This window comes from Siminovitchia fortis (assembly GCF_003605365.2).
Lineage (GTDB): Bacteria > Bacillota > Bacilli > Bacillales > Bacillaceae_C > Siminovitchia > Siminovitchia fortis.
The window spans coordinates 106,016-129,646 of the sequence record NZ_QYTU02000004.1 but is presented as its reverse complement, the minus strand read 5'-3'; the positions used below and the strand labels follow the sequence as shown (position 1 = coordinate 129,646).

23 protein-coding genes and 1 tRNA gene are annotated in these 23,631 nt (G+C 44.5%); 8 read left to right on the top strand and 16 right to left on the bottom strand.

Going from position 1 to position 23,631, the window contains the following annotated elements; all coding sequences use genetic code 11:
- Nucleotides 1-108: 108 nt before the first annotated feature.
- On the top strand, nt 109-627 hold the full coding sequence (locus D4N35_RS03875; RefSeq protein WP_120070242.1) for a hypothetical protein: 519 nt from the start codon (nt 109-111) through the stop codon (nt 625-627).
- A 30-nt stretch (nt 628-657) separates the two neighbouring features.
- On the opposite strand, the gene D4N35_RS03870 is transcribed toward D4N35_RS03875, so the two are convergent.
- From D4N35_RS03870 to D4N35_RS03860, 3 genes are read right to left on the bottom strand one after another with little or no spacing between them, the layout of a single operon-like run.
- On the bottom strand, nt 658-1,452 hold the full coding sequence (locus tag D4N35_RS03870) for a carbon-nitrogen hydrolase family protein (RefSeq protein WP_120070239.1): 795 nt from the start codon (nt 1,450-1,452) through the stop codon (nt 658-660).
- Between the two features lie 60 nt (nt 1,453-1,512).
- Nucleotides 1,513-2,319, bottom strand: coding sequence for a carbon-nitrogen hydrolase family protein (locus D4N35_RS03865; protein WP_120070236.1), 807 nt, complete (start codon nt 2,317-2,319; stop codon nt 1,513-1,515).
- Nucleotides 2,316-3,560, bottom strand: coding sequence for a sigma-54 interaction domain-containing protein (locus D4N35_RS03860; RefSeq protein ID WP_235870278.1), 1,245 nt, complete (start codon nt 3,558-3,560; stop codon nt 2,316-2,318). The genes D4N35_RS03865 and D4N35_RS03860 overlap by 4 nt, the downstream gene beginning before the upstream one ends.
- Before the next feature lie 261 nt (nt 3,561-3,821).
- Here D4N35_RS03860 and D4N35_RS03855 point away from each other — a divergent pair, with 261 nt between their 5' ends.
- A complete protein-coding gene (locus D4N35_RS03855; protein ID WP_120070232.1) occupies nt 3,822-5,165 on the top strand; it encodes an APC family permease in 1,344 nt (447 codons plus the stop codon).
- 99 nt (nt 5,166-5,264) lie between these two features.
- Here the strand turns inward: D4N35_RS03855 and D4N35_RS03850 are convergent, their stop codons facing one another.
- Nucleotides 5,265-5,840 (bottom strand): superoxide dismutase family protein, encoded by a 576-nt coding sequence (locus D4N35_RS03850; RefSeq protein WP_120070229.1) that lies wholly within the window; start codon nt 5,838-5,840, stop codon nt 5,265-5,267.
- 165 nt (nt 5,841-6,005) lie between these two features.
- Between D4N35_RS03850 and D4N35_RS03845 the strand changes: the two genes are divergently transcribed.
- A complete protein-coding gene (locus D4N35_RS03845; protein ID WP_120070226.1) occupies nt 6,006-6,851 on the top strand; it encodes a lipoate--protein ligase family protein in 846 nt (281 codons plus the stop codon).
- Nucleotides 6,838-7,782, top strand: a complete 945-nt coding sequence (gene lipA, locus D4N35_RS03840; RefSeq protein WP_120070224.1) for a lipoyl synthase — start codon at nt 6,838-6,840, stop codon at nt 7,780-7,782. Before D4N35_RS03845 ends, lipA begins: the two co-directional genes overlap by 14 nt.
- Before the next feature lie 269 nt (nt 7,783-8,051).
- On the opposite strand, the gene D4N35_RS03835 is transcribed toward lipA, so the two are convergent.
- From D4N35_RS03835 to D4N35_RS03810, 6 genes are all read right to left on the bottom strand, one after another.
- Nucleotides 8,052-8,471 carry a GNAT family N-acetyltransferase gene (locus D4N35_RS03835; RefSeq protein ID WP_120070222.1) on the bottom strand — a complete coding sequence of 140 codons (420 nt, stop codon included), beginning with the start codon at nt 8,469-8,471 and terminating at the stop codon, nt 8,052-8,054.
- A 71-nt stretch (nt 8,472-8,542) separates the two neighbouring features.
- Entirely contained in the window at nt 8,543-9,085 is a 543-nt protein-coding gene (locus D4N35_RS03830) for a GNAT family N-acetyltransferase (protein WP_120070220.1), read from the bottom strand.
- A 178-nt stretch (nt 9,086-9,263) separates the two neighbouring features.
- The gene (locus D4N35_RS03825; protein WP_120070218.1) at nt 9,264-10,601 is read right to left on the bottom strand and encodes an APC family permease; all 1,338 of its coding nucleotides are present in this window, start codon (nt 10,599-10,601) and stop codon (nt 9,264-9,266) included.
- A 108-nt stretch (nt 10,602-10,709) separates the two neighbouring features.
- Entirely contained in the window at nt 10,710-12,191 is a 1,482-nt protein-coding gene (locus D4N35_RS03820; RefSeq protein ID WP_120070217.1) for an aldehyde dehydrogenase family protein, read from the bottom strand.
- 532 nt (nt 12,192-12,723) lie between these two features.
- Nucleotides 12,724-14,091, bottom strand: coding sequence for an aminotransferase family protein (locus D4N35_RS03815; RefSeq protein ID WP_120070215.1), 1,368 nt, complete (start codon nt 14,089-14,091; stop codon nt 12,724-12,726).
- A 30-nt stretch (nt 14,092-14,121) separates the two neighbouring features.
- Nucleotides 14,122-15,360, bottom strand: coding sequence for a Zn-dependent hydrolase (locus D4N35_RS03810; protein ID WP_120070213.1), 1,239 nt, complete (start codon nt 15,358-15,360; stop codon nt 14,122-14,124).
- 172 nt (nt 15,361-15,532) lie between these two features.
- Between D4N35_RS03810 and D4N35_RS03805 the strand changes: the two genes are divergently transcribed.
- The 3 genes from D4N35_RS03805 to D4N35_RS03795 all read left to right on the top strand — a co-directional run bounded on the left by D4N35_RS03805 (nt 15,533) and on the right by D4N35_RS03795 (nt 18,329).
- Nucleotides 15,533-16,918 carry a sigma-54 interaction domain-containing protein gene (locus D4N35_RS03805; RefSeq protein WP_120070211.1) on the top strand — a complete coding sequence of 462 codons (1,386 nt, stop codon included), beginning with the start codon at nt 15,533-15,535 and terminating at the stop codon, nt 16,916-16,918.
- 131 nt (nt 16,919-17,049) lie between these two features.
- Nucleotides 17,050-18,147, top strand: a complete 1,098-nt coding sequence (aguA, locus tag D4N35_RS03800) for an agmatine deiminase (RefSeq protein ID WP_120070209.1) — start codon at nt 17,050-17,052, stop codon at nt 18,145-18,147.
- A 108-nt stretch (nt 18,148-18,255) separates the two neighbouring features.
- Nucleotides 18,256-18,329: transfer RNA gene (locus D4N35_RS03795), tRNA-Pro, on the top strand.
- A 136-nt stretch (nt 18,330-18,465) separates the two neighbouring features.
- On the opposite strand, the gene D4N35_RS03790 is transcribed toward D4N35_RS03795, so the two are convergent.
- From D4N35_RS03790 to D4N35_RS03775, 5 genes are all read right to left on the bottom strand, one after another.
- Complete coding sequence (locus D4N35_RS03790; protein ID WP_120070206.1) at nt 18,466-18,792, bottom strand: type II toxin-antitoxin system PemK/MazF family toxin; 327 nt, start codon at nt 18,790-18,792, stop codon at nt 18,466-18,468.
- Nucleotides 18,792-19,085 carry an AbrB/MazE/SpoVT family DNA-binding domain-containing protein gene (locus D4N35_RS03785; protein WP_235870277.1) on the bottom strand — a complete coding sequence of 98 codons (294 nt, stop codon included), beginning with the start codon at nt 19,083-19,085 and terminating at the stop codon, nt 18,792-18,794. Before D4N35_RS03785 ends, D4N35_RS03790 begins: the two co-directional genes overlap by 1 nt.
- Nucleotides 19,086-19,410: 325 nt before the next feature.
- A complete protein-coding gene (locus D4N35_RS18495; RefSeq protein ID WP_268920374.1) occupies nt 19,411-19,539 on the bottom strand; it encodes a hypothetical protein in 129 nt (42 codons plus the stop codon).
- Nucleotides 19,540-19,556: 17 nt separating this feature from the next.
- Nucleotides 19,557-21,071: an osmoprotectant update ABC transporter permease/substrate-binding subunit OpuFB gene (gene opuFB, locus D4N35_RS03780; protein ID WP_120070203.1), complete on the bottom strand. Its 1,515-nt coding sequence runs from the start codon at nt 21,069-21,071 to the stop codon at nt 19,557-19,559.
- Nucleotides 21,064-22,014: an ABC transporter ATP-binding protein gene (locus tag D4N35_RS03775; protein WP_120070201.1), complete on the bottom strand. Its 951-nt coding sequence runs from the start codon at nt 22,012-22,014 to the stop codon at nt 21,064-21,066. The genes opuFB and D4N35_RS03775 overlap by 8 nt, the downstream gene beginning before the upstream one ends.
- 147 nt (nt 22,015-22,161) lie before the next feature.
- On the opposite strand from D4N35_RS03775, the gene D4N35_RS03770 reads away from it, so the two are divergent.
- Nucleotides 22,162-22,947: a TIGR00266 family protein gene (locus D4N35_RS03770; protein WP_120070198.1), complete on the top strand. Its 786-nt coding sequence runs from the start codon at nt 22,162-22,164 to the stop codon at nt 22,945-22,947.
- A gap of 25 nt (nt 22,948-22,972) precedes the next feature.
- On the opposite strand, the gene D4N35_RS03765 is transcribed toward D4N35_RS03770, so the two are convergent.
- Nucleotides 22,973-23,623 (bottom strand): TetR/AcrR family transcriptional regulator, encoded by a 651-nt coding sequence (locus tag D4N35_RS03765; RefSeq protein ID WP_120070195.1) that lies wholly within the window; start codon nt 23,621-23,623, stop codon nt 22,973-22,975.
- Nucleotides 23,624-23,631 lie beyond the last annotated feature (8 nt).

The window sequence follows — 23,631 nt, the reverse complement described above, 5'->3', positions numbered from 1 at the left end:
AAGAAAAATTAATTCAACTTATATAGACATTGATTTTCATCCCTGATTACCCATCCGCCCATGCTATAATAAATTAATAATAAGCGATTTCGCCAGGAGGTCTTACAAATGGAAGATAGACTGGATTTTATTCTAGAGAAATTGGGCGAACTTGATTCTATCAAAGAAAGGCTCAGCCAACTGGCTTCTAAAGAAGATTTGAAACAGATGGCGACTAAAGATGATATACGAAACATGGCCACCAAAGATGACATACAAAACATGGCCACCAAAGACGACATACAAAACATGGCGACCAAAGACGACATTCAAAACATGGCCACCAAAGACGACATTCAAAATATGGCTACTAAAGACGATATACGAAATATGGCGACCAAAGATGACATTCGGAACATTAAAGATGAAATACAAAACATGGCTGCCAAACAGGATATCCGAAATAAGGAGACCGATGATAAGTTCGAAAGGCTCTTTAAAGAGGTGGCGGAAATTCCTTCAATCAAAGTAGCTGTTCTGGAATTGAAAGAGTTGTTTGAAGACTTTATGGAAGTCCAAAAATCCATGTACAGCATTATTGGTGAACATGAATTAGCCATTCGATCTTTAAAGAGAAAAATGATTTAAACAAAATGGCCCGGCTGCGCCGGGTCATTTCTATTGTTCTGCGATTTTCGAGTATAATTCCGCCCTTCGGTTGGTCGTGTAGCTCATTTTTGGGTCAAGCTGCTGTCCGATGGCCAGTTCCACTGTTTGGACGCCTTCTGTCTGTTTCATTTCCAACAGGATGTCCCCTGTTGCATCAATAACCATACTGTCCCCGCAAAAGTCGAGGTCGCCCTCTTTACCAAGGCGATTGCAAATAATGACAGGAATCTCATTTTCCAATGCCCGAGCCCTTGCGAAGAGATTGTGGTGCAATTCATACGGATGCATATTGGCATTGACGATAACAATGAAGTCCGCTCCGGATAGTTTCAATGAGCGTGCGATTTCCGGAAATTCCACATCAAAACAGATCATCATTCCAATTTTCCCCAAAGATGTCTCAATCACTTTAAACTCAGATCCAGGGGTGAAATGCATTTTTTCCTGATCAAATAAATGTGTCTTTCGGTAAATGCCCAAAACCTCTCCATTATCATCAATCAAAGCAGAAGAGATGTAGTAATGACCATCCTCACCCTTCTCCGGAAAACTGATTGCTGCATATAACCCCTGTTCAAGGCATAGCCTTCTTACCTCAGTCATTCCAGGCCCATCTTCCGTTTCGGCTAGCTGATCTAACTCGCTCCCTACCGAATATCCCGTTAAAAATAATTCAGGGAATATGATCAGATCAGCCTGATCCCTTTTTGCTTCGATCATTGCATCAGATATCAATTGAAGATTTTTCTGCTTGTCCGCCAATTTAGGCGTCAACTGAGCTACAGAAACTTTAATCGCTTTCACGATTATCCCTCCTTATATATACAACACATGCAAATACCGTGCCATTTTTTAAAATATATTCTATCCCTCTTTATAAAAACTTTCCGCCCGATATACGGATGTCCTTCTATTATGCAGGTAATCAAGCATTTCTTTCTCTGGATTTGTTTGAGATAAGTTGAGACTGATAACAGGGATTTCCTCATTATTTTTCCCTTTATATATTTCCTGCCCGTTTGGATGAACAATTTGGCTTTCCCCGAAAAATATATTTTCGCTATCAAGGCCCACCATATTGGCCAATGCTGTGTAGACATGGTTTTCCAGAGCACGGGCTTTGACAAAAGTATCCTGAAAGTGCTGATACGGGACCATGTTCGCTGCAAGGACAAGCAGCAGTTGCGCGTCTTTCATCGCCAGGATCCGGGATGATTCAGGGAATTCCATGTCATACGTAATCAGCAGCCCAATATTCCCTTCCGGAAGTGAAAATACCGGAAAAGAATCCCCTGGAGCAAACCAGTCCTTTTCACGGTGGTATAAATGTACCTTGCGGTACTTGCCGATAATGTCCCCATCTTTTCCTATCAGCAGGGCCGTATTATACATCAAATCGCCTTCCTGTTCCGGAAAGCCGACAATCGCACCGACTCGACACTGTTTAGCTTTTTCTCTTATTTTTTGTATGCTCGGTCCATTCTCTGTTTCAGCCAACTGTTTAAGCTGGTTGTCCATCACATAACCAGTCAAGTATAATTCGGGGAACAGGACATAATCGGCACCCTTTTTGCTTGCCTCCTCCAAACTTTGAAGAATGCGCAGGAGATTGGTCTCTTTATTTCGCAGTTCGCAGCGCAGCTGTGCCAAGGCAATATTGATTTTATTCATGATTGCTGTCCCTCCTCTTCCCGGTATTGCTTCACTTTTTTCGCAATAGTGGACTGGTCGACCTGCAAAACTTCTGCCGCTTTATAAGTCGTTCCATATAATTCATACGCCCGTAAAATCAATTCTTTTTCAAGCTGCCTCTTGGCTTCTTTCAGCGGCGGGAGCTGTTCCCCCATTTCAAATGGCCGTCCGTCTTCACGGTGGCTCATTTCTTCCGATTGGGTCACGACCATCCGCTCAATCGTATTTTCCAGTTCACGGATGTTTCCCCGCCAAGGATTGGCAAGCAGACGATCTTTGGCATTTGAAGATAAAGCAAAGCGAAGTCCATATTTTTGGTTAAACTTTCGGACAAAAAGCTCCGCCAAAGGAATAATCTCTTCCTTGCGTTCTCTTAACGGCGGAATTGTCAGCGGTACAACGTGGAGACGGTAATAAAGGTCTTCACGGAACATTTTTTCCTGAACCATCTTTTGCAGATCCTTGTTAGTGGCCGCAATGATTCTAATATCAACCTTCATGCTTTTTGTACCGCCCACTTTCCTGAACGTATGCTCCTGCAGTACTTCCAATAACTTGGACTGTATCGAATAAGGGAGCTCTGCAATTTCATCCAGAAACAGGATGCCCCCATCTGCCGACTCAATTAAACCTTTTTTCCCCTTGCTTCTGCCACCCGTAAAAGCACCTGATTCATAACCAAACAGCTCAGATTCTATCAAGCTATCAGGTATCGCTCCGCAGTTAACCACCATGAATGGCTGTTTTGAGCGCGAACTGACTTCGTGAATATACCGTGCGAGTCTTGTTTTTCCTACACCGGTTTCACCGAGTAGAAGCACCGTCGAATCCACTTCAGATATACGATGGATAATATCCATGATTTTTTTCATTGAATCGGATTTCACCGGCATTTCATCCAAAGAAGACGACTGCAGGTCTTCTTCCATCTGGAATTCTCCATCAAGCCTGCAGACGAGAATCATATACGCCAGTTCCGGACTTGAAACAGGAAGCTCAATCGTTAAAAATAATACCCATTCTCCAGAACGGAGCCTTGTCGCGTGTGATCCCTTACTTAAAGAAGGGGGCTCGTCCAACACTTGGCTCCAGTCAATCTGAAATAGGTGGGTACCGCTTGCCAGAGAAAAAGAAGAGGAACTGAAAACCTTTGAAATATCTCCTTTAATTAGAGCTATTCTATGCTGTTCATCCATAAAAATAGCGGCATAATCGAGCACTTTATAAAAACCTCCCTTATAAGAAGGAATCAGACTTTTTAATGAAAAACATCATTTTTAATGAATAATTTCATTATAAACCCTTTTACCGCGGAATGGCAAGCGCTTTTTCATTTTCAACCACCTTTAATAATGAAAAAAATCATCATTTTAAAACTTTCATTGGTCATTCATTCTTCTTTTATACAATAAATATATTGGCACGATAATTGCATAATTTATCTAAACAACATCAACCCTATACATGAAAGGATGGACATCATGGAACAGAGCACTCAGTCTCTTAAACGTACTTTAACACTTTGGCCGGTTGTACTATTCGGCCTTGCGTATATGACACCGATGGTTGTTTTCGGCATTTACGGTGTTCTAGCCGATGAAACCGGAGGAGTTGTGGCAAACGCCTACCTCGTAGCTATGGTTGCAATGCTGTTCACCGCATACAGCTACGGACAAATGGTTAAAGCCTATCCAATTTCCGGTTCCGCTTACACTTTTACACGGAAATCCATTAATCCTCATTTAGGTTTTATGGTCGGTTGGGCTGTCATACTGGATTATGTCTTTTTGCCGATGGTTATTTGGCTCATTGGAAGCGTTTATTTAAACGCTGCTTTTCCCGCCATCGGCACGTGGGTCTGGATTTTAGCTTTCATTATTATTACAACAGGAATTAACATCATTGGGATTCGTGTAACGACAACCATCAACTTCATCATGATGCTTTTTCAGTTTTTGGTTATTGGTTTGTTCATTATTTTATCAATCGTCAGCCTGTCTCACGGAGAAGGCATGGGCACATTTTTCACAGCGACTCCTTTCTTCAACGGAGACGTGTCATTCCCGCTTGTTTTGGCAGGAGCTTCGATCGCCTGTTATTCTTTCTTAGGATTTGATGCAGTTACAACCCTTTCTGAAGAAACGATCGATCCTGAAAAAACGTTGCCACGGGCTATTTTTCTTATCGCATTGATCGGCGGAGCCATTTTTGTTATCGTTTCCTATTTTGTATATTTGGTGTTCCCGGATCATACACAGTTTGAAAACTATGACACAGCCGGATTGGAAATCGCCAGGTTTATCGGTGGCAACTTATTCAGCGCCATCTTCCTTGCCGGGTTGATTACAGCACAATTCGCATCAGGGCTCTCCGCACAGGCAAGTGCCTCCCGTCTTTTATTTGCGATGGGAAGGGATAATGTCCTGCCAAGAAAAATATTCGGATTCTTGCACCGTTCTTTCCGTACACCGATCGTCAATATCGGCATCATCGGGATTATTGGATTAATCGCATTGTTCATGAATGTATCCACATCCACTTCGTTTATTAACTTCGGTGCCTTTATTACCTTTACGTTTGTAAACTTGTCTGTGATCGGACATTACTTTGTACGAAGCAAAAAACGCAAAGGAAAGGATTTTATTCTCTTTCTTGTGCTGCCATTAATTGGAACTGCGTTAAATATCTGGCTGTTCACCAACTTGGATGTACATGCACTGACACTTGGATCCATTTGGGCTGGAATCGGCTTCATCTACTTGCTCTTCCTGACAAAAGGATTTAAAAAGGAACCGCCTGAAATGAAGCTCGAAGAAGCCGATTAAGTTGGCTGGTGGGTATCCGCCAATATCCTCTAAAAAAATCTGGCGAAGAAAAAGCTTTATTTTTCTTCGCCAGATTTTTGGGCTTTCCAGCCCCTTATTTTAATTCCCTTCTTTCACAATCTCCCCGCACACAATCCGGTCGCCCGCATTCCCGGCCGGATCTGTAACATAATCATCCTCGCCGGCATGGATGACAAGGGCGCTTCCGTCTTTATCCAATAAAGAATTTGGTTTCCCTCTTTCCAGGGTGACATCGGCGGTTTTCAAAACCGCATCCACCTTTCCGTCAGCAGCCACTTCCAGGTTTGGCAGGTCCCCCTCATGGTATCCTTTGGGGTTATGGAAACCATGTTCTTTATGGCCAGGATTAAAATGTGCGCCAGCCGACTTAAAGTCAGGCGGTGCGCATTTTCCAGTTTCGTGAAGGTGGATCGCCCTTTTACCCGGCTGCAGTCCTTCGACCCTCACGTGAATGGCAACGCCTTTTGAATTTTCGGAGAGTTCAGCTTCTCCAACCTTATCACCTTCCGTATTGATAAGAGGAACATTGATCGGCGTTTCCGCATTGACCGGTGCCGCCTCGTCGCTTTTTTTCGGGTCGGCGGTGTCTTTATTTCCGCTGCATGCACTTAGAATCAGAAACAAAAGAAGCATTGGACCAATTATTTTCTTCAATATAGATACCTCCATTTAAAAAGTTATTACCTGTATTTACCACCCTTCTTTGATTTATACTTTTTCCAAACATATACAGCTTCCAAGCCTGTCGGCTTTACTTATATACCAGGGTTCGTTAAGATAAAATCAATATTTCATAGTATTCCTGCAGGAGTTGGTCAAATGAATGATACATGGGGATTATTACACTCAGGCCACGACGATGCCGCTGTCAACATGGCCATGGATGAAGCATTGCTGAACTGGCACAGCGAAGGAAAAATCCCGCCTGTCCTCCGTTTTTATGGCTGGTCCACACCGACACTTTCCGTTGGACATTTTCAAAAAGTCGACCGCACCATCGACCTTGACGGAGTGAAGCGGCATGGCTGCCAATTTGTCCGCCGGCAGACTGGCGGAAGCGCTGTATTGCATGACGATGAGCTGACTTACAGCGTGATCGTTTCAGAGTCCAAACCCTACATTTCCCAGTCAATTCGGGAAGCATACTTTGAATTGTCGAAAGGGATCATGGAGGGGTTCAAGCAGCTGGGGATCGAAGCGGACTACTCCATCCCGAAAGAACGCTTCAGGGACCGGTCGGCGGTCTGCTTTGAAAGACCGTCGGATTATGAGATGCTGGTGGATGGCAAGAAAATTTCGGGACATGCACAGACGAGGAAAAAAGGTGTCCTCCTGCAGCACGGCTCCATTCCATTCAGCATGGATAAGAAGATGCTGTTTGATCTATTCTTTTTTTCTGATGAAGAAACAAGAGAAAAGAAGCGTTCCGCTTTTTCCAAAAAAGCAATCACCATCAACGAAGCGTCCGAACAGCCTGTCACTTATGAAATGGCTGAGAAGGCTTTTCAAAAAGGATTTGAAAAGGGTTTACAGCTTGAGCTGGTTCCGTTTGAGTTGACGAAAGAACAGTGGAACGAGGTACATGAACTGGCCGAAACGAAATACCGTTCAGATGATTGGAATTTATATTATCGAAAGAGAGTGTTGGCTCATGGCAAAAAATGAAGAATACATAAGAAAGCCGGATTGGCTGAAAATCAAGATTAACACGAACGAATCATACACAGGCCTGAAAAAATTAATGCGGAACAAAAGTTTGAATACTGTTTGTGAAGAAGCACGCTGCCCGAATATCCACGAATGCTGGAGTGAGCGGAAAACAGCCACTTTCATGATTTTGGGCGATACTTGCACAAGAGGCTGCCGTTTTTGCGCGGTCAAAACAGGTCTGCCGACTGAACTGGATTGGGGCGAACCTGCACGTGTAGCGGAATCAGTAAAAATCATGGGTTTGAAGCATGTCGTTGTCACCGCTGTAGCACGGGATGATTTAAAAGACGGGGGAGCTGCCGTTTTTGCCGAAACAGTAAGGAAAATCCGTGAAGCCAACCCAGGCTGCACAATCGAAATCCTTCCTTCCGATATGAAGGGCGATTATGAGAGCCTTTCAACATTGATGTCGAGCGCCCCTGATATTTTCAATCACAACATTGAAACGGTCAGGCGCCTGACCCGCCGTGTCCGCGCACGCGCCATGTACGACCGTTCGTTGACATTGCTGCAGCGTGTAAAAGAAATCTCGCCGAATACACCGACAAAATCCAGCATCATGGTCGGACTCGGAGAAACGAAAGAAGAAATCATTGAAACAATGGATGATTTGCTTGCACATGACGTAGACATCATGACAATCGGACAGTATTTGCAGCCAACGAAAAAGCACTTGAAAGTTGAACGCTATTATCATCCGGACGAATTTGAAGAGCTGAAACAGATCGCTTTGTCTAAAGGCTTCAGCCACTGTGAGGCAGGGCCGCTTGTCCGCTCGTCCTACCACGCAGACGAGCAGGTCAACGCCGCATCCGCCCAGAGAAGAATCAAATATATGAAGGGTTATGAAGAACAAGAGAAAAAAGAAGTGGATTTCACCTTTTAAGCGTGAGGACTTAGACTTCTTCAGTGTAAAGGAAAAAACCGCATCCTTTTGAGGGGAGGCGGTTTTTTCGTGGTTGTGAAAGTAAATTATGTGTGCTGTGACTTATGCCTGGGAAAGAGCGGGGTTTTCTTTTTCTCGGGAGGCATTCGATCCCTATGACTGCCAAACGATTTACACCAAATCCTAACAAATACAGCCGTTATAAAACTTCCAAACGGCTAAAACAGTCTAGAGCCGGCCTTAGATATTTTTTCCGACCGGCACCCATCTTAAACTTTTTTCTTAAATGTACTGACTCTCCTCAACGTTTCATTCGGTTTAAAATCATATTTTTCATAGAACGTATGGGCATCCTTAGTTGAAAGGCTCATGTTGGTCTCCCTAATATCCGGATGTTCCAGGATGCAGTCCACCAGCCACTGCCCCAGTCCTTTTCCACGATAGCTCTCATCGATCACTACATCTAAAAGCCAGGAGAAGACAGCTTTGTCGGTGACCACTCTCGCAAATCCGATTTGTCTGCCATCTGTATATATGCCAAAGGAAATTGAGTTCTCAATACTTTTTTCAATCGTATCTCTCGGCCTGTCTGCTGCCCAATAGGTCTTCGAAAGCAGGCCGCACACTGTGTCCATATCCAGCAGGTCCCTCTGGTCATTTAAAGTGAATTGGTCTTTAGTCCATTCCAAAGCTGCAGCCTCCTCTATCGATTTTGCCATTTATTTTATGGCATTTCTTTTGATATTTTGAGAGTAATTTTTCAGCCATTCCATTCCCTGGCAAGCATCCCGTAGACCGCATGGTCAACAAAATGATCATACAGCCATTCCGCTTCCCTTATGCAGCCCTCCATCCGAAACCCGAGCTTTTCAGCGATCGCCCTGCTTTTCACATTTTCCTTAGCTGCTCTGATTTCCACACGGTTCAACTTCAACTCTGTAAAAGCAAAATTCGTCAGCGCTCCTACGGAACGAATGATGATCCCCTTGCCTGTATAATGTTTATCAAGCCAATACCCGATGGAACCGGACCTGTTATTCCAGTCAAATTCGTTGAAACCTGCCACTCCTACTATCTTATCTTTATAAACAACCGCCGTATTCAAGCTTCTATGTCTGGCAAAACTATTCCGGCTTTCCCTAATATAATACCTCGTATCATTCACGCTGTTCGTATCATCCAGCCATGGAAGCCATTGCCTCAAATGGCATCTTGAGCGGTCTGTCAGCTGAAAGAGCCTCACCGCATCGTTTTGATCGACGAGCTTCAAATAAATCTCCTCATCCACTACATGGACGAACACCGCGCTCACCTCCTGACTTTGAAAAAACCTATGCCCAAAACTGGAAAATATCCGTAAAATTGCAATAAATATTATGTTATCATCCTTATATTCAACAAGACAACCAGTACTGGCAAGTATTTTTTAAGTCAGCAAAAAATGGACAGAGATTCAAATGATCCCTGTCCATTATGAGTAATTAAGCCTCTAGTTCATCAAAGGCAATCTGAGGCGGTTCCTTTTTGAAGAAATCGGTCGTAAAGGCCAGGTAAATTGTCCCAAGTAAAGCCCAGACTATCCCGCCTATGATCGCAAAGATATCGAGGCTGGCCCATAGATAGACAACGAACGCCAACCCAATAGCCGGAAAAATAAAGCTACCTATAATGAAGCCAAACGAGCGCGGCCCCTTTTGTTTGAAAAAGTTAAAGATTACACAAAGGTTCACGAATGAAAACGCGGTGAACGCTCCTACATTTATAAGCGAAGTAGCTTCCTCAAGGCTTAGAAAGATAGCTCCAAGCGACAAAACGCCGATTAACAGAATGTTAGCTACCGGAGAGTTGAATTTTGGATGTAAGTATCCAAAGAAACGTTTCGGAAGCACGCCGTCCCTTCCCATGGCATACAGCAGCCTTGAAGCACTGAGCTGGGCGGCCAAACCTGATGCAAAAACAGAGAACAACGCTCCTGCGAGGAAAAAGGAAAGAAACAGATTCCCGCCGATCATCACAGCAATTTCCGGGGAGGCTCCTTCAATATCATTGAAGATGGAAACGTCCGGAAACAGGGATTGCATAAAATAGGTAACCCCGAAAAAGAAAACACCGCCAATTCCTGCTACAATCAGTATGGCTCTTGGTATAGTTTTCTTTGGATTAATCGTATCCTCTGAAAGTGTTGTAATCGCATCAAATCCAATAAATGAAAGGGCCAATAACGCAGCAGCCCCAAAAAGGCCGGAGACTTCATCGCCGGAAGGGAAAATCTCACCAATGGTAATAAAGCTTTCAGGACCTTTGACGATTGAACGGATCGTAAGGTAGGTAAAAATAATTCCAACCAACGCTTGGAATACAACAAGCAGCAAGTTAAGGGAAGCTGCCAGTTTTACACCAAAAATGTTTAGAAAGCTGATAACCACCAGCAAGCCTGCGATCCAAACCCATCCTGGAATTTCAGGAAATCCCGCCGACAGATAAATATCTGCCAACAGGGCATTGATCATCGGAAGCGCAATATATGCGATGAAAGTTACCCAGCCGACTATCACACCCAAGTATGGGTTGATAATATTTCTTGTATACGTATAAACGGATCCCGCCGTTGGAAATTGCCTGACGAGCTTTCCGTAACTTAATGCCGTGAACAGGATCGCCACAAAAGCGACTATATATGCAGCCGGCACATGGCCGGACGAAACATCCGATGCGATACCGAAGGTATCAAACACTGCCATTGGAGACATGTACGCCAAACCGACGGCAACAACGTGTATCAGCTTCAGCTTTCTTTCAATATGATTGCTTTGTTCCATCAAATCAGCCTCTCAAGTGAAATGTTGAATGCGTTTTCAGCACGCAGTCAACTTCCTATTTCTAAACAGGGAAAAGCGCCCGGCTTTTTTTGCCGGGCTTGTCCCTTATTAATCCAAGTTAACCCAAACACTTTTAACTTCTGTGTAGTTTTCCAAGGCATAAGAGCCCATTTCACGTCCGATTCCGGATTGCTTGTAACCGCCAAACGGCATCGCCGCATTCGTGAGATTGTAGCAGTTGACCCATACAGAACCAGCTTTTAGTTTGCTGGCGACAACATGAGCATTTTTAAGATTTTCTGTCCATACGCCTGCTCCAAGGCCGAATGGGCTGTTATTCGCACGCTCAACCACTTCGTCGATTGTTTTATATTTCATAGCTGCGACGACAGGGCCGAAAATTTCTTCCCTTGCGATGGTCATGTTATCTTCAGCTGCAAAAACGGTTGGCTGGACAAAATATCCTTTGTCCAATTTTTCACCGCCTGCCAAGAGTTTCGCACCTTCCTCAATACCTTTTTGGATGTAGGAAGTGACGATGTCCTGCTGTCTTGCGGAAACGAGCGGTCCCATTTGCGTGTCTTCTGCCAAACCATTACCTAATTTGACATTTTTCGCATAATCGGCAAGCCTTTCCATTACCTCATCATACATTTGCTCAGGAATATACGCCCTTGATCCTGCGCAGCATACTTCCCCTTGGTTGGCCATAATTCCGTTGAATACCCCAGGAATCGCTTTATCAAGATCGGCATCAGGCAAAATGATGTTCGGTGATTTACCGCCGAGCTCCAGCGTTACACGCTTCATCGTATCCGCTGCCGTTTTCATGATAGACTTTCCGACAGGTGTGGAACCGGTGAAGGCAATTTTATTGACCTTCGGATGTTTAACAAGTGCATCACCTGCTGATTTCCCAAAACCAGGAACAATATTGACAACGCCATCAGGGAAGCCTGCTTCTTCAATAAGCTTTCCTAGGTAAAGCGCTGAAAGAGGCGTCTGTTCCGCCGGTTTTAAAATGATCGTGCAGCCTGTGGCAAGCGCCGGAGCAATTTTCCACAGTGCCATCATGATCGGGAAGTTCCAAGGAATGATTTGGCCGACTACACCAACAGGCTCGTGGCGGGTATAGTTAAAAAATGAATTGGAAACCGGGATGGTTTGGCCGGTCATTTTTGTCGTCCAGCCTGCAAAATACCTGAGCTGATCAATGGCTCCAGGCAAATCGGCATTTCTCATTTCCTGGATCGGTTTACCGTTATCCAATGTATCTAACTGGGCAAGGACTTCAAAATCCCTTTCCATTAAATCAGCCAGCTTATGCATCAACTTGGCGCGATCTGCTGCACTGATTCTTGACCAAGGTCCTTCTTCAAAAGCTTTGGCCGCGGCTTCAACTGCTTTATCAATATCGTTTTCGCGTGCTTCATACACGTGAGCCAAAACTTCTCCCGTAGCAGGATTGGTCGTTTCAAACGTTTGGCCGCCTACTGATTCATGCCAGCCGCCATCTATGAATAATTTTCTTGGACCGTTTAAAAACTCGGTTACTTTCGGATGAAGGGTCAATTTTTCACTAGTTGTCATCGTTACATCCCCTTATTCTGAAAAAATGGACTGGCTGAGGTGATCAGCCAGTAATTTTTAGTTATCTAACGTGCTTGTGCTTTTCTATTGTCCAGTTCAAGCGCCTAGCCCCTCGAGGTCATAAGTCAATTCCCTTGAAGAGCTGCCTCCTCGGGAATCGCCTTATGCTTGTCGGGACTAAACAGGCGCTTTCGCTTTTCTTCTTGTCTAGCTGCGGGCTCCAGCGACTAGCAGACTTCGCGCCTTCTCCTACGATAAGTCAACATCGGCTCCGACGCACAGGATGTGCTAGTGCAGGCGAAGCGACAGGACGTCGCTGCTTGAGCCTGCCTTCGTCGCCGTGTTGTCCGGCTGCGAGTGCCATCGGCTCGAGGTCATAAGCCAATCGCTGCTGAAGGCAAATTACGCCTTCTTCAGCGCTCGTCTTATGCTTGTCGCCGATAAGCAGGCACTCTCCGCCTTTCCTTATCCTTTATCTCGTCGAAGGCACTCCAGTCTGTACGTCGCTTAACGTCGCCCTCCGCTTTTCTTCTTATAGTGTTTTCGCAAATGCTCCCAACGCATCGTCAACGATTGCGATGATTTTTTCCACTTCGTCTTTTTGTACGACGAGCGGCGGAGCGATTGCTACGATGTTCATTCCAGGAGTGAAGTCAAACGGCCTGATTAAGAGCTCACGCTTATAAGCTTCTTCAACAACTGTTGCAGCTGCTTTGATAGATCCGGCAAATGGCTTGCCCGCTGCTGGATCTTCCATCAAATCGAATCCGGCAAGAAGGCCTCTGCCTCTTGTATTTCCAACGAAAGCATATTTGTCTTCCAAGTAGTCAAGACCTTTTTTCAATTCGTCTCCCATGACTTTTGCGTTTTCAATCAAGCCATCACGCTCAAGGATTTCAAGGTTTTTCAAACCGACAGCACATGCTGTTGGATGACCGCTGTACGTGAATCCGTGTGGAAGCATGTCGTCGTATGTGAAGAATGTATCTCTGATTTCTTCTCTCATGATGACGCCGCCAAGCTGGATATATCCGCTTGTCATACCTTTTGCAGCACAAATGAAATCAGGAATTACATCCCAATGATCCACGCCGAACATTTTTCCGGTTCTTCCGAATCCGCAGATGATTTCGTCGGCAATCATGTGAATGTTGAACTCGTCGCAAAGTGCACGGACTGCTTTCAAATAACCTTCAGGCGGCACGTGTACCCCGCCGGCACCTTGGATCGGCTCTACGATAACAGCCGCAATTTTATCAGCGCCTTCTTTTTCAATGATGCTTCTGATGGAACCTTCGTATTCCGGATGGCTCTTGTCGCCAAGTTCACATTCCGTCAAATGAGGTTTCGCGTTTACGATATTAGGGTCCCCTGATCCGGAGAATTCACGGTAAGCATCGATTCCAGTTGCCCTTTGGGTTGCAATTGTAACGCCGTGATAACCCCTTCTTAAAGAGATAATGAGTTTCTTGTCTTTTTTGCCTTTAATATCCCAGTAGGATCTGGACAGTTTAAAAGCTGTATCGTTTGATTCAGATCCGCCGGAAGTATAGAAAATCGCGTTTAAGTCACCAGGTGTGACTTTGGCAATTTTTTCAGCCAAACGTACGGACGGTTCATTCGAATAGCCATAGAAAGTAGTTGTGTAAGCCGCTTTTTCCATTTGTTCATAAGCAGCTTCGGCCAATTCTTTCACACCATGGCCCACATTCACATTCCAAAGCATGGATACGCCGTCGATGTATGTTTTGCCTCCCATGTCTTTCAGATAAATGCCTTCTCCACTTTCAAAAATCAATTTTGGTCCGATTTCAGAGTGAAGCTTCGGATTGGTGGACGGATGAATAATATGTTTTTTATCAAGTTCGGATAGCTCATTGAATAATTTTTCGTTGCTCATGAAAATCTCTCTCCTTATTTTTAAAAATATTTATAGCTTGTCCTTAGCCAGTTTTTGCACAACATGTAAAAGGACGTTCGCCCCTTTTTCAATGTCATCATCCAGCGTCAATTCCTGTTCGTTATGGCTGATGCCGTCAACGCTTGGAACAAAGATCATGCCCGTATCTGCCACGCCTGCCATATATTTTGAATCATGCCCCGGGCCGCTGAACAATTCCATGGCGGAATATCCAAATTCGTCTGCCGCATTTTTGATGGCATCCTTGACGGCCGGCGCAAATAAGGTCGTCTCGGAATTCCAATCGGTTGTAATCGTCAATTCCACTTCGCTCATCAGCGCAATGGCACTAAGCTGCTCCTTTAATCTTTCGAATGCATGAGACCGCAGGTCATTGTCCTCGTGACGGATATCAATTGTGAATTCTACTTCGCCGGGAATAACGTTTGTGACGTTCGGCCTCACGTTCATTTTTCCGACGGTCGTTTTTAAGCCAGGAATTTCATTCGTAATCTCATTTACTTTTACAATCATCTTGGATGCAGCCACAAGTGCATCGCGCCTGTTTTTCATCGGGGTCGGGCCTGCATGGTTCGTCTTTCCTGTCACCTTCACCGTGAATAGGTCATTACCTTGGATACCTTGGACAATGCCAATTGTTTTATGTTTTTCATGTAAAATAGGGCCCTGCTCAATATGCAGTTCAATAAAATTTTTGATGTTTGTTATACGGTTTTTAATATCTCCCATATAGTTAATTTCATTTAAAGCCTGTTCAAAGGAAATTCCCTCATCATCTTTCAGGCCATAAATAAAATCCTTTGAAAAATTTCCGGTAATTCCCCCGGATCCAAGCATTGGAGGTGAGAAGCGGGCCCCCTCTTCATTGGTGAAATTGATAACTTCAACGGGGTATTCCGTTTCGATATCATTTTCATTCAAAACACGGATCACTTCCAGCGCAGTCAGAACACCCAAAATGCCGTCATATTTTCCGCCGCAAGGCTGCGTATCCAAGTGGGATCCGATGGCAACGGACGGACCGTCTTTTTTGCCTTTTCTTCTTCCATATATGTTACCGAAATCGTCTATTCTGACCTCAAGACCTTCCTCTTTTAACCAGTCGACAAATATATCGCGCATGTTTTTATCGGCTTCCGACAATGCCAGGCGGTTTAACCCGCCATTTCCGGTTGAGCCGATGGAAGAGCTTACTTTTAACGTTTCAAGCAAACGTTCTCTGTTTACTTTTAATGATGTCTTTTCCATACGCATCCTCCTCAACTATTTATTATATGCAATTTCCGTGCCAAATTTCAATTACTATTAAATAAAAAGCTTTTAATTATGATACCCTTTAATATATAATAGATTTGCACCGAATTCGAATTACAATGATGCGAAATCGAATCGTTTTCGATGGGATGAGGAGGATCTTTTTATGAAAAACCACTTTTTTAACGATCGGCATTTCCATCAAGTATTCAATCATTTAAAGGATGGTATTTTCATAGCTGACAAAAATGGCATTGCACTTTGGTGCAATGATACGAGTACGAAGCAGATCGGTGCGCCGCGCTCTAAGATCATCGGCAGGCATGTAAATGACTTGGAGAACAACGGTTTTTTCACCCCTTCTGTGACTAAAATAGTATTGGAAAACAGAGAAGTCGTGACGAAAGTCCAAACTTCCAAAGACCGGCAGTTTCTGGCAACCGGTTATCTTGTAAAAATTGATGATGATGATTCGGAATACATTCTTGTTCAAGTCAAAGATATAACTGAAACCGTCAAGAATTCATTTAAGCTGGAAAAAGCGGAAGCCCTGATGCGGCAATATTGGCAAGAGCTTCAGGAAATGAAAAAGCAGCAGCAGAGGGAAAACACAAGCCAACTGATCATTGGCAACAGCAAGAGCAACGAAGAACTTCTGGACTTGGTAAATCGGGTATCAACTGTTGATGCAACGATTTTACTAACCGGAGAATCCGGCGTTGGCAAAAGCTTGATCGCCGGCGAAATCCACAAACACAGTTCGAGAAGAGATAAGAATTTTATCCAAATCAACTGTGGAGCCATACCGGAAAATCTTTTGGAATCGGAGCTTTTCGGATATAAAAAAGGGGCTTTCACCGGGGCGAACATAAGCGGAAAAAAAGGGCTTGTTGAAAAAGCGGACGGCGGCACATTGTTTTTGGATGAAATCGCTGAGCTGCCCTTGTCCCTGCAGCCGAAATTACTCCAATTGGTCCAGGACAAATCGTTTATTCCCGTTGGGGGCACAGAGCTTAAGAAAGTCGATATCCGGATCATCGCTGCCACCAACCAAGATTTGCCGAAGATGGTCAAGGAAAAGCGGTTCCGCGAGGATTTATATTACCGTTTGAATGTAGTGTCCATCCAGATACCGGCGCTCCGGGAACGGAATGAAGATATCCCGCCGCTGGTATACCATTATTTAAACCTTTTTAATGATAAATATATGAAAAAGTCAACCTTGGATGGCGGAGTGCTTGAATACCTTCAGAACTACAGCTGGCCCGGTAACATCCGCGAGCTCGAAAATATGATTGAGCGTTTGATTGTAACGGCAAAATCAGATATAATCACAGTTTCAGACCTTCCGGATAAAATTTTATACGAGGAATTCATGGACCATTCTGTCCGGAAGCTGAATAACCAAAGCCTTTCGGATTACTTGGAAAAAATTGAGAGAAGATTGATAGAGGAAGCGAAGACGAAATACCCTTCTACGAGAAAGGCGGCCCAATCTTTGGGATTGACCCAGTCTTCCTATCTGAGAAGGTTAAAAAAGTATGGACTTTAGCGTCGGAGCACTCAAGTCTGTACATCGATGAACAGGCGCTTGCGCGGGGTGTGAGTGTAAAATCACGTGCGTTTCCTATATGGCACGGAAATTGCATGTAGTATTATTGAATATTCATGGAGGGGATCATTGTGGCACGGACCATAAATAGTACACCAAGAAAAGACGGCTTCAGAATGCCCGGGGAATTTGAAGAGCACGAAGGTACATGGATGCTTTGGCCCATGAGAACGGACACATGGAGGTCTGGAGCTAAACCTGCACAAAGAGCTTTTGCGGAGGTAGCTAAAGCGATCTCGCAATTTGAACCGGTAACGGTGTGTGTCAATGCAGAGCAATTTGAAAATGCCCGCGCACTTTTGGACGACAGGGTCAGGGTGGTTGAAATTTCATCCAATGATGCCTGGATGCGTGATATCGGTCCTACTTTTGTAAAAAATGACAAGGGTGAAGTGCGCGGCATAGACTGGCAGTTCAATGCATGGGGAGGCTTGGATGAAGGTCTTTACTTCCCATGGGACAAGGATCAGCTTGTCAAACAAAAAGTAATGGAAATTGAAAACATAGATCGTTATGATGCAAAAGATTTCGTATTGGAAGGCGGAGCCATCCACGTTGACGGCGAAGGAACGCTCATTACAACAGCTGAATGTGTTCTGAATCCAAACCGAAATCCAAACATGTCCAAAGAAGATGTTGAAGAAAAACTAAAAGAGTATTTAAATATTGAAAAGATCATCTGGATTGAAAAAGGTCTTTTTGAGGATGAGACTGATGGACATGTGGATGAAGTGTTATTCTATGTGCGTCCCGGAGAAGTGGCCATCGGCTGGACAGACGATCCTGAACACCCACATTACGAGGTGTTGCAGGCAGCCTATAAACAACTGGAGCAGGAAACCGACGCCAAAGGCAGAAAGCTGAAAATCTACAAACTTCCTATGCCTGAGCAAATTGCGATAACGGACGAGGAAGCCCGCGAAATTGACTTTTCTGCCGATGCCTTCGATCGTTCGGCTGATACTCTATTCATAGCCACCTATGCCAACTGCTATATTTGCAATGGCGGAGTGGTCATTCCATCATTCGGCGACCCGAAAGATGAGGAAGCCGTTGAGATCTTCAAAGAAATGTTCCCTGACCGGAAAATCGTGACGGTGAACACACGCGAGGTTTCTCTGGGCGGAGGAAACATCCACTGCATTACCCAGCAGCAGCCAAAGGCTTAATGTAAGGAGACAGGCGGAAAACTTTTCCGCCTGTTTTTTATAGGGGAGGCAAATTTTCACCATTGTCTTATGCAAGTAAATCTCGTATAATAGAGGTGTCGCCTGCTCCGGGATGTAGCTCAGCTTGGTAGAGCACTAGCATGGGGTGCTAGGAGTCGCAGGTTCAAATCCTGTCATCCCGATTGGTACAGGAAAGCGCTAAAGCCTTGTACGTAAAGGTTTTGGCGCTTTTTCTTATTAATACAGTTTTAATGGTTTCTGATTAGTACAGGCACTTTTGGGGGAATATTGAGGTTTATTTTTTTGCTTAGAGTATACTCATAAAAAAGTATGTATTTTGGCCAAACATTCCTCCACCAATTCATCGGGCGCTTTTCCTTTAACCTTAAGATTCCGCGCAGCCCAATCTAAATTTTTTACCTGATCGGTTAAGATCACACCTTGAAAAGCCAACCCCTCGGGGAGCTTGACTTCAAATCCCCAGCCTCTGGCTGTTTTTGTGATAAGACAGATGGAAGCAAATCCTGTGACTTGATTAAACTCTTTTGGGGATAAAACAATCCCTGGCCTGTTTCCCGCTTGCTCATGGCCGGTCTGCGGATTAAAGTTCACATAAACAAGATCCCCACGGTCTGGTACTGACATTAAATAAGCTCCTTCCCCTCTACTCCAAAATCAATTTCCTCGTGACGGTTTTCCGGGGTGCATTTTGCCAGGAGTTCCTCCAGCGAATATTTCTTAGGCTGCTTTTTAGGAACAAGCATGATAACTCCTTTTCCAGTTACGCTTATTTCCATTTCAGACCCTTGATGAATGTTAATTCTTTCTGCAACATCCTTTGGAATTCTTACCGCCAGGCTATTGCCCCATTTTTGAACTGTGGTTGGAATTGTCATATGATCCACCTCATTTCCACTACTCCTTGTGTCTTCTTCCATTATACCACCTCCGCTTAAATACGTATATACATAGTATATACACCAATTCTGTATTTGATACACCATATCACCTTTGGTGTTAGAAAACAAAACGATTGTAGGACAACAAATTTTACTCCTTTAATAAGCGTGGAAGCCAAACTTCTATTTCCATATAGTTTAAGTTTTTTTAAGTTATAGTGCTAAAAATCTCCAACAAGCATTAAAAGAATATAGAAACAAAGATCTTAGAAAAATATTTAGAAACATCCCATGTATAGTAAACCGATTGTTTTGGTCCAAGAAAAAATCCACCCAGGTCACGTCCTTAGGTGGATTTTTCCGTTTATCTTTCCTTTTTCATCCAACCAATGATTTCACCAGGCCACAAATGAATGAAGTCTTTCCCGTATATTTGTGTTTGGCTAACCATCGTATCCAGAGAAACGACATTAATTTTGACTTTTTTGGCCATCACTCATACTCTCTTTTTTAGTAAAGCCCCTCTTTCTTCAAAAATTCTTTCGCAACCTTTTCCGGCGACACTCCATCAACATTCACTCTATAGTTCATTTCACGCATTTCATCGTCTGTAATTTTTCCGGCCAACTTGTTTAAGGATTCCACCACTTCCGGATATTGTTCGGCTGTTTCCTGCCTCAAAAGCGGTGCGCCCTGGTACGGCGGGAATAGTTGCTTGTCATCTTTCAGCACAACAAGCTTGTGTTCCTCGATTTCGCTGTCTGTTGAATAGGCGTCAATTAAATTGATATCCCCTGATTCAACCGCAGCGTATCGCAGCTTGGGCTCCATCGTTTTCATTGAAGGGAATTTCAGTCCATACAGTTTTTGGATACCGACATATCCGTCCTCCCGGTCGGAGAACTCCAATGTGAAACCAGCTTTGACTTTATCAGAAACGGCACCAAGATCAGAAATAGCGGATATTCCGTATTGATCTGAAAAATACCCAGGCACTGCTAACGCATACGTATTATTGAACTGCATCGGTTCCAGCAATACGAGACCAAATTCCTCCAACATGCCTTTTCTAGCCTGTTCGTAGACTTCTTTCCTGTCTGTGCTTACCGCCTCTTCTTTTAAAAATTCGGAGATGGCTGTTCCTGTAAATTCAGGGTAAATATCAATGCTTTCATTTTTTAAAGCATTGAATAAAAATGAAGTTTTTCCAAGTCCCGGCTTCAATTCAACCTTGAGGTCGGTATTTTCCTCGATCAGCACTTTGTACATATTTATTAAAACTTCAGGTTCAGAACCAAGTTTCCCTGCAATAACAAGCTCTTTTTTCTTGCCGCCGGCTGCAAAAGGAATGACAATGATCAGCAATGCCGCAACGGCGATCACGCCGATCGCGCCGGCTGATTTTTTAAAGGAAAGATGCTCAAACCGCCGAAGAAGCAGGTCGAAAAGAACTGCTAAAAGTGCTGCCGGAACTGCACCAAGCACAATAAGGGCGGAGTTATTCCGGTCGATTCCAAGCAAGATGATATCACCCAGACCGCCGGCCCCAATCAATGCGGCGAGGGTGGCCGTTCCGACAATCAGCACCATCCCCGTCCGGATTCCTGCCATGATGACAGGCATTGCAAGCGGAAGTTCGACTTTCATCAACTGCTGCCGTCTATTCATTCCCATTGCCCGGGCGGCCTCCGTCAATGAAGGATCGACTTCTTTGATGCCTGTATAGGTGTTCCGTAAAATGGGGAGCAATGCATACACCACAAGTGCGATAATTGCCGGGACTTTGCCGATTCCGAGGAGCGGGATCAACAGCCCAAGCAGCGCGAGCGACGGGATAGTCTGCAACACAGCGGTGATGCCGATGATGCTTTCAGCCGCCTTTTTCCTCCTTGTTAAAAAAATGCCGAGCGGAATCGCTATCAAAACTGCAAAGAACAAAGCGATGAATGACAGCTCGATATGCTCCAGCAATGCCGAGACCAATTCTCCTTTCCTATCCTGAAAAACCTTCATAAAGCTACTCATGTTCCCGGCCTCTTTCATTCAATCGGTTTGCCATATATTCAATGACCGTTTGTCTGTCTATCAAGCCAATGGACTTTCCGTCCTTTTCAATCAGGATTTTTTCATGCTGTGATAATTTTTCAAGCACTTCAGCCAATGACGCATCCGCAGAAAGACGGTGGGAAACCGCTGTTCCGTCCAATGGAAGGACAAAGGATTCAAGGTCAATTCTTTCATCCTGTCTATGTGCCCCAACAAAGTCACGGACAAAAGGATTGACCGGCTTATGTAAAATATCATCCGGGGTTCCGACCTGCAGCGCCTTTCCTTCTTTCATAATGCAGATCCTGTCGCCAAGTTTAAGGGCTTCCCGGATATCATGGGTCACAAAAACAACCGTTTTATTGATTGTCCGCTTCAGATGCAGCATATCGTTCTGCAATTTTTCCCGGCTGATCGGGTCGAGCGCGCTGAATGGCTCATCCATTAAAATAATGCGCGGATCAGCAGCCAATGCCCTGGCGACTCCGATGCGCTGCTGCTGACCTCCGGAAAGCTCCGCCGGTTTCCGGTCCCGGTAAACAGCCGGATCCAACCCGACCATTTCAAGCAGTTCGTCAATCCTGTCATGCATCTTCTTCTTACTCCACTTTTTCAGTTCCGGTACAACGGCGATGTTTTCCGCAATCGTCATATGGGGGAACAGCGCAATCTGCTGGAGCACATAGCCGATATTCCAACGCAATTCATGAATATCATAATCTGTGACTTTTTTATCCCCTATAAAAATGTTGCCTTCTGAAACATCAATCAAACGGTTGATCATTTTCAGGGTAGTCGTTTTTCCGCAGCCGCTGGGACCGATCAATACGAAAAACTCATTTTCCTGTATATGTAAATCAAGCTGGTCAACGGCTTTCGTCCGGTCATCATAAAGCTTCGTAACTTTATCAAATGTAATCATCGGCTTCCCCCTTTTTCCCTGTATATTTAGGGTTAATTGTCCCAATTGCTAAAGAAAAAATCAACTTTGAGGACAGGTCCCTCAGTAATTTTTTTGAATCCAATAGTCGAAGCTAATCGTACTCCAATTAAAGGGATGGTGGGAAAAATGAATAATCATGAGATTGATTATCAAATTATTGGCGATGACATGCAATTTGTAGAAGTGGAGCTGGATCCTGGTGAAACGGTTGTTGCGGAAGCCGGCAGCCTGATGATGATGGATGACCACATACATATGGAAACGGTATTTGGAGACGGCTCTTCCCAAGCCGGAGGTCTGATGGACAAGCTGATTGGTGCGGGAAAACGGGTGCTGACCGGTGAAAGCCTGTTTATGACAATGTTCACGAATGAAGGAAGCGGAAAGAAGCACGTATCGTTCGCTTCACCTTATCCCGGAAAAATCATTCCGATGGACTTGAGCGAGCTGGATGGAAAAATCATCTGTCAAAAGGACGCTTTTCTGGCTGCTGCAAAAGGGGTATCTGTTGGAATTGAATTTCAGCGAAAATTGGGAACCGGTTTTTTCGGGGGAGAAGGATTCATCATGCAGAAACTGGAAGGAGACGGAATGGCCTTCGTCCATGCGGGAGGAACGATTCACCAAAAGACGCTGGAACCGGGAGAGACCCTGAAAATTGACACCGGGTGCCTTGTTGCCATGACACGTGATGTGGATTATGACGTTGAATTCGTCCGCGGTGTCAAAACAGCACTCTTTGGCGGGGAGGGGCTTTTCTTTGCCACATTAAGAGGACCGGGCACTGTCTGGGTCCAGTCGCTTCCATTCAGCAGGCTTGCAAGCCGAGTGTTCGCAGCAATGCCGGCAGGCGGAGGCTCAAAGGATGAAGGCGGAATCGGCGGCCTTTTTAATATATTCAGTGACAGATAATGGAAGAGCCTGCGTTCGCAGGCTCCTATTTGTCCGGGCTTAATCCTTTGATCAAAAATTGAATGGTTCTTTCCGTTTCCTCTTCATCTTCCCACTCTTCAGAAGACAATATAAAAAAACGTGCCATCAAATGGCCGAAAATCGTCGAAAGAAACAAGCGGATGACGGTTTTTGACGGCATAACCACGATTTCACCCTTTTCTTGGTAGTGAGCGACGATCTTTTCCATGCGAGCGAGTATTTTAGCCGCGATATGCTCCTTAAATTGCTCCTGCAGTTCTTTTTGAAAGGGAAGCTCCTGCACCAGAATTCTGAAAAGAAGCATGTTTTTCTCCATAAAAGCTTCCCTGTTTTTAATCATTGCTCTGAGGAAGTCCTCCAGAGTATCATAATCCTTATCCAGCACCCGATTGATATCCTTTATAACAAAAGGGGCAATCATTTTGGCCATCATCGGTGCAACAATGGATAAAAGCAATTCCTTTTTTGTTTTATAATGGCGAAAAATTGTCCCTTCCGCTACGCCGGCTTTTTTTGCGATTTCACTTGTAGATGTTGCGGCGTAGCCTTTTTCAGCAAATATTTCGACTGCTGCAGCTACGATCTTCTTCTGCTTCGGCGTGAACTCTTCCTCATCCAAAGACAATTGATCCCAAATCTGATTTTGTTCCAACATAATGGTCT